The organism is Parasynechococcus sp. (genome assembly GCF_042954245.1).
Taxonomy (GTDB): Bacteria; Cyanobacteriota; Cyanobacteriia; order PCC-6307; family Cyanobiaceae; genus Parasynechococcus.
Genome location: NZ_JBGKDP010000094.1, coordinates 1 through 3,874 on the forward strand (window position 1 = coordinate 1; position 3,874 = coordinate 3,874).

Below are 3,874 nucleotides of genomic sequence, written 5' to 3' on the forward strand. Positions count from 1 at the left end.
GGTCGACGTCCAGGACCTCACACCGCTGAATTGGATGGCTTGATTCAAGAACTGGCGCAGTTGGCGATCACAATGCTGTTTCCGCTGCTGGCCGCTGACGTGTCCTGGGCTGAACTCAGCCCGCTGGGTTGGGGCGGCGTCCTCTGCGTGTTGTCGTTGATGCTTGTGTTGCGTCCGATAGGCGTGGGTTTGGCCACCATCGGGTTGCCTTTCAAGCTTGAGCAACGGCTGTTTCTGGGTTGGCTCGCTCCGCGAGGCATCGTCACCGCAGCGGTTGCCTCTCTCTTCGCGATTCGTTTGGAGCAGGCCGGCATCCTGGGGGCGGGACGCCTTCAGGGGTTGGTGTTCCTGACCATCCTGATGACCGTTGGCCTCCAGGGCCTCACGGCCCAGCCGTTGGCTCAGGCTCTTGGCCTGGTCAAAGCTGACGATGACGAGCCTGCCTCAGCCGAGGCAGCGGCGCAGACGCGGCAGATCCTCACCGATTCGGGCCAGCAGTGACCACGTGGTGATCAGATCGGGACCTTGAAGACGCCCCAGCAGAGCGGCGCGCAGGGATTTCATCACAACCCCTTTCTTCACACCGGCTGCTTTGGCGGCATCCCCCAGCCAAGCCTTGGCTTGATCAACGTCGCTGCCATCCCAAGGGTTGTTTTCGAGCCGCTGAAGCAGGTCGGCAATGACCGCTTTGGCTCCTTCGATCGCGAGTTGCTCGAGAGCATTCTCCTGGAGATCCGGACGATCAAAGAATGGTTCCGCTTGGTCGACGCCATCTTTGAGGAGGGTGAGGGATGGCCCCAGCAAGGCGCAGAGGTCGAGGCACCAGCTGCTGTCGCTGGGAGGGGTCCAACCGCGTTCGGCCCAAAGGGGCGTCAGTTCCTCCAGAAGATGTTTCGCCGTCCAGCCATGCAGAACCTGGGCATTCAGCCAGTTGAGCTTGTCCCAATCGAAACGTGCCCCGGCTTTGTTGACGCGGTCGAAACCAAAAACGGCTGCGGCCTCACTCAAGCTGAACCGTTCCTCCATGCCCTCCGGTACGGACCACCCCAACAACGTCATGTAGTTAGCGATGGCGTCAGGGGTGTAGCCCATGGCGCGGAAGTCGTTGATGGAGGTCACCCCATCCCGTTTCGAGAGCTTGCGTCTCTCGGCATTGAGGATGAGAGGAGCGTGGGCAAAGGTCGGTAAGGGCAGGCCCAGGGCTTCGTAGAGGAGCAGTTGCTTGGCGGTGTTGGCAATGTGATCTTCACCGCGAATCACATGGGTGATTTCCATCGCGGCGTCATCCACCACAACAACAAGGTTGTAGAGGGGGTCGCCGATTTGATCCGCCGGGGCACGACGGGCAATCACCATGTCTCCGCCAAGGTCAGAGCCTCGCCAGCTCATAGCGCCATGCACCAGATCATTCCAGCGAATTTCGGCAGCGTCATCAATGCGAAAGCGGATCACCGCTTGACGGCCTTCTGCCTGAAACGCCTGCTCCTGCTCGGGCGTCAGAGTCCTGTGGCGGTTGTCATAGCGCGGAGCTTGATTGGCCGCTTTCTGCGCATCGCGCATGGCCGTGAGTTCCGTTTCGCTGGCGTAGCAGCGGTAGGCCAATCCCCGATCGAGCAGGGTCTGTATCGCTTCACGATGCTGCGCCACCCGTTCGCTCTGGATGACGGGTTCCTCGTCCCAGTTGATCCCGAGCCACTGCAGGCCTTCGAGAATGTTTTGGGTGTACTCGGGCTTGGATCGCTCCTTGTCGGTGTCTTCAATACGCAGCACGAACGTTCCTTGCTCGTGCTTGGCGTAGAGCCAATTGAACACAGCGGTTCGCGCCGTTCCAATATGGAGCGTGCCCGTTGGGCTGGGGGCCAATCGAACGCGCACCATCGTTGCTCTTGGTGGTGAGAACGGGACCGACGGGATTCGAACCCGCAACTTCCGCCGTGACAGGGCGGTGCTCTAACCGGTTGAACTACGGTCCCAAACCTGATTCAGAACTCGCGAGAAGCGCTCCGAAGAATCTGATCTGCGTCGCTTGCGCGACCTAATCAGTATCAACTGTTGCCCTGCCCTCCGTCAACAACTGAGCGATGGATCAGCCTTGTCTTGTCATCCGGGTGTTGCCAATAAAAAATCCCGACGACAATGTCCCCGGGAAACTAGGCGGAGCATCGGCTCGTGGCCGAATGCCCAAAAATTCAGGGACGGAATCCTGCAGGTTCGATGAGCCGAACCTGATTGCCGCGGGCTGTGAATTCACGTCCTTGATCACTCTGAACGACCACGCGGCCGCCGGACTTGACGCGTATCACTCGGGCACGGACCCAGCCGAGGGCGGCTGACTCCAACACCTTCACAACATCACCAGGTTGAAGATCCAACTCCATGCTCAGAACCGGGAAACTGCACGAGGGGAACATCGGACGCGCCGTGGAGGACTCGAACCCCCGACATCAGGTTTTGGAGACCTGCGTTCTACCAACTGAACTAACGGCGCAAGGCGATGTACCCCTCAGCCAACGTTGAAGCTGGCAACTGATTGAACGAGGTCGAGACCTCAGCGATCGAAGCGCTGCTTCACGCGGGTGGCCTTGCCCACCCGTTCCCGCAGATAGAAAAGCTTCGCCCTGCGCACTTTACCGCGCCGTTCCACCTTGATGGAAGCTACTTGGGGGCTGTGTAGCATGAACACTCGCTCAACGCCGATGCCCTGGAAAATCCGGCGCACGGTGATGGTCTGGTTGAGACCACCATGGCGCTTGGAAATCACCACACCCTCGTAGGGCTGAACGCGCTCCTTGTTGCCTTCGCTGATGCGAACACCAACGCGCACGGTGTCGCCCACGTAGATCTCAGGAAGATCTTCTTTCTGCTGTGCCGACTCAAAGGTACGAATCAGAGCTTCGGGGCTCAGCTTTTTGGCAGGAGCACTCGAAGCCTGGCTGGGCTTCGCCGCTGTGGCCTCAGGTGCTGTTTCCACAGCCGTCTCGGTGTTCTCGTCGGTCACCGCTGTGTCCTTCGAATCGGCTGTCATCCCAGCTCCGCGTTGAATCGCCAAACTATGAGTGTACCTTTCGACGCCATCGCTCGATCAGGAGCACTGCCCCTGTAATCAGCATCCAAATCAGGCCAACGGCATTCAGAAAAACGACAACCGGTTCAAGCGTGGATCCAAGCCATTCTCCTTCGTGCACAACCATTAACCAGTGAACTTGTTCGCGGCTGGCTCTGAACCAGTCCCGGGCTAAGCGGTAACTGACGCCTGAGCACACCGTCACCAGCAATGGTGCGAGAACGAAAGGTGCAACGCTTCGGTGTAGTTCGCGCAAGCGCACAAGCAGCGACATGACCGGCATCAATTCGGTTGCTGTTGATAGCGTGACGGATATTGGGCTGAGCCATGAATCTCTTTGCTGATCTTCTGGCATCCACCCAGGCAGCGCAGGGGCAGGTGACGGCGACGGGCCCGCGCATTCAGAAGCGTCGCGGTGTTGAGATCAAATCAGCCCGTGAAGTGAAGATCATGCGCCAGGCCAGCCACATCGTCGCCACCGTGCTGCGGAAGGTGATTGGAATGGTGGAGCCTGGCCAGACGACGGGAGAAATCGATGCTTATGCCGAGAAACGCATTCGAGAAATGGGGGCGACCCCAAGTTTCAAGGGATATCACGGCTTTCCAGCGAGCATCTGCGCCAGCATCAACAACGAAGTGGTGCATGGCATCCCTAGTCCGAAGCGTGTGATTCGCCAGGGCGATCTGCTGAAGGTTGATACCGGCGCCTACTTCGAGGGGTATCACGGCGACAGCTGCATCACGATCTGCGTTGGAGATGCGCCCCAGGAAGCACAGACTCTGAGCCGTGTTGCCAAGGAAGCCTTGATG

At 59.1% G+C, this 3,874-nt stretch carries 6 protein-coding genes and 2 tRNA genes; 2 read left to right on the top strand and 6 right to left on the bottom strand.

All coding sequences use genetic code 11. The features are described from left to right. Positions 1 to 501: cation:proton antiporter (locus ACGVJ8_RS04460; RefSeq protein WP_392345800.1), on the top strand; the 501-nt coding region annotated here is incomplete at its 5' end. On the opposite strand, the gene gltX is transcribed toward ACGVJ8_RS04460, so the two are convergent. From gltX to ACGVJ8_RS04490, 6 genes are all read right to left on the bottom strand, one after another. Further along, complete coding sequence (gene gltX / locus ACGVJ8_RS04465) at positions 445 to 1,878, bottom strand: glutamate--tRNA ligase (RefSeq protein ID WP_392345802.1); 1,434 nt, start codon at positions 1,876 to 1,878, stop codon at positions 445 to 447. The two genes, ACGVJ8_RS04460 and gltX, sit on opposite strands and share 57 nt — an antisense overlap. 21 nt (positions 1,879 to 1,899) lie before the next feature. Continuing rightward, positions 1,900 to 1,973 (bottom strand) — tRNA-Asp (locus tag ACGVJ8_RS04470). Between the two features lie 216 nt (positions 1,974 to 2,189). Next, positions 2,190 to 2,378 (bottom strand): hyperconserved protein Hcp, encoded by a 189-nt coding sequence (locus ACGVJ8_RS04475; protein ID WP_006043540.1) that lies wholly within the window; start codon positions 2,376 to 2,378, stop codon positions 2,190 to 2,192. A gap of 37 nt (positions 2,379 to 2,415) precedes the next feature. Next, a tRNA-Trp gene (locus ACGVJ8_RS04480) sits at positions 2,416 to 2,488 on the bottom strand. A gap of 60 nt (positions 2,489 to 2,548) precedes the next feature. Further along, on the bottom strand, positions 2,549 to 3,025 hold the full coding sequence (gene rplS, locus ACGVJ8_RS04485) for a 50S ribosomal protein L19 (protein WP_392345805.1): 477 nt from the start codon (positions 3,023 to 3,025) through the stop codon (positions 2,549 to 2,551). Positions 3,026 to 3,050: 25 nt separating this feature from the next. Beyond that, positions 3,051 to 3,338: a PepSY domain-containing protein gene (locus tag ACGVJ8_RS04490; RefSeq protein ID WP_392345809.1), complete on the bottom strand. Its 288-nt coding sequence runs from the start codon at positions 3,336 to 3,338 to the stop codon at positions 3,051 to 3,053. 53 nt (positions 3,339 to 3,391) lie between these two features. Here ACGVJ8_RS04490 and ACGVJ8_RS04495 point away from each other — a divergent pair. Further along, positions 3,392 to 3,874 (top strand): M24 family metallopeptidase (locus ACGVJ8_RS04495; RefSeq protein ID WP_392345807.1); only part of this gene is annotated, 483 nt, incomplete at its 3' end.

Excerpts from the sequence above, each read along its gene's own strand:
- rplS (WP_392345805.1), bottom strand. The coding sequence starts at position 3,025 with ATGACAGCCGATTCGAAGGACACAGCGGTGACCGACGAGAACACCGAG.
- ACGVJ8_RS04490 (WP_392345809.1), bottom strand. The coding sequence starts at position 3,338 with ATGTCGCTGCTTGTGCGCTTGCGCGAACTACACCGAAGCGTTGCACCT.
- gltX (WP_392345802.1), bottom strand. The coding sequence starts at position 1,878 with ATGGTGCGCGTTCGATTGGCCCCCAGCCCAACGGGCACGCTCCATATT.
- ACGVJ8_RS04475 (WP_006043540.1), bottom strand. The coding sequence starts at position 2,378 with ATGGAGTTGGATCTTCAACCTGGTGATGTTGTGAAGGTGTTGGAGTCA.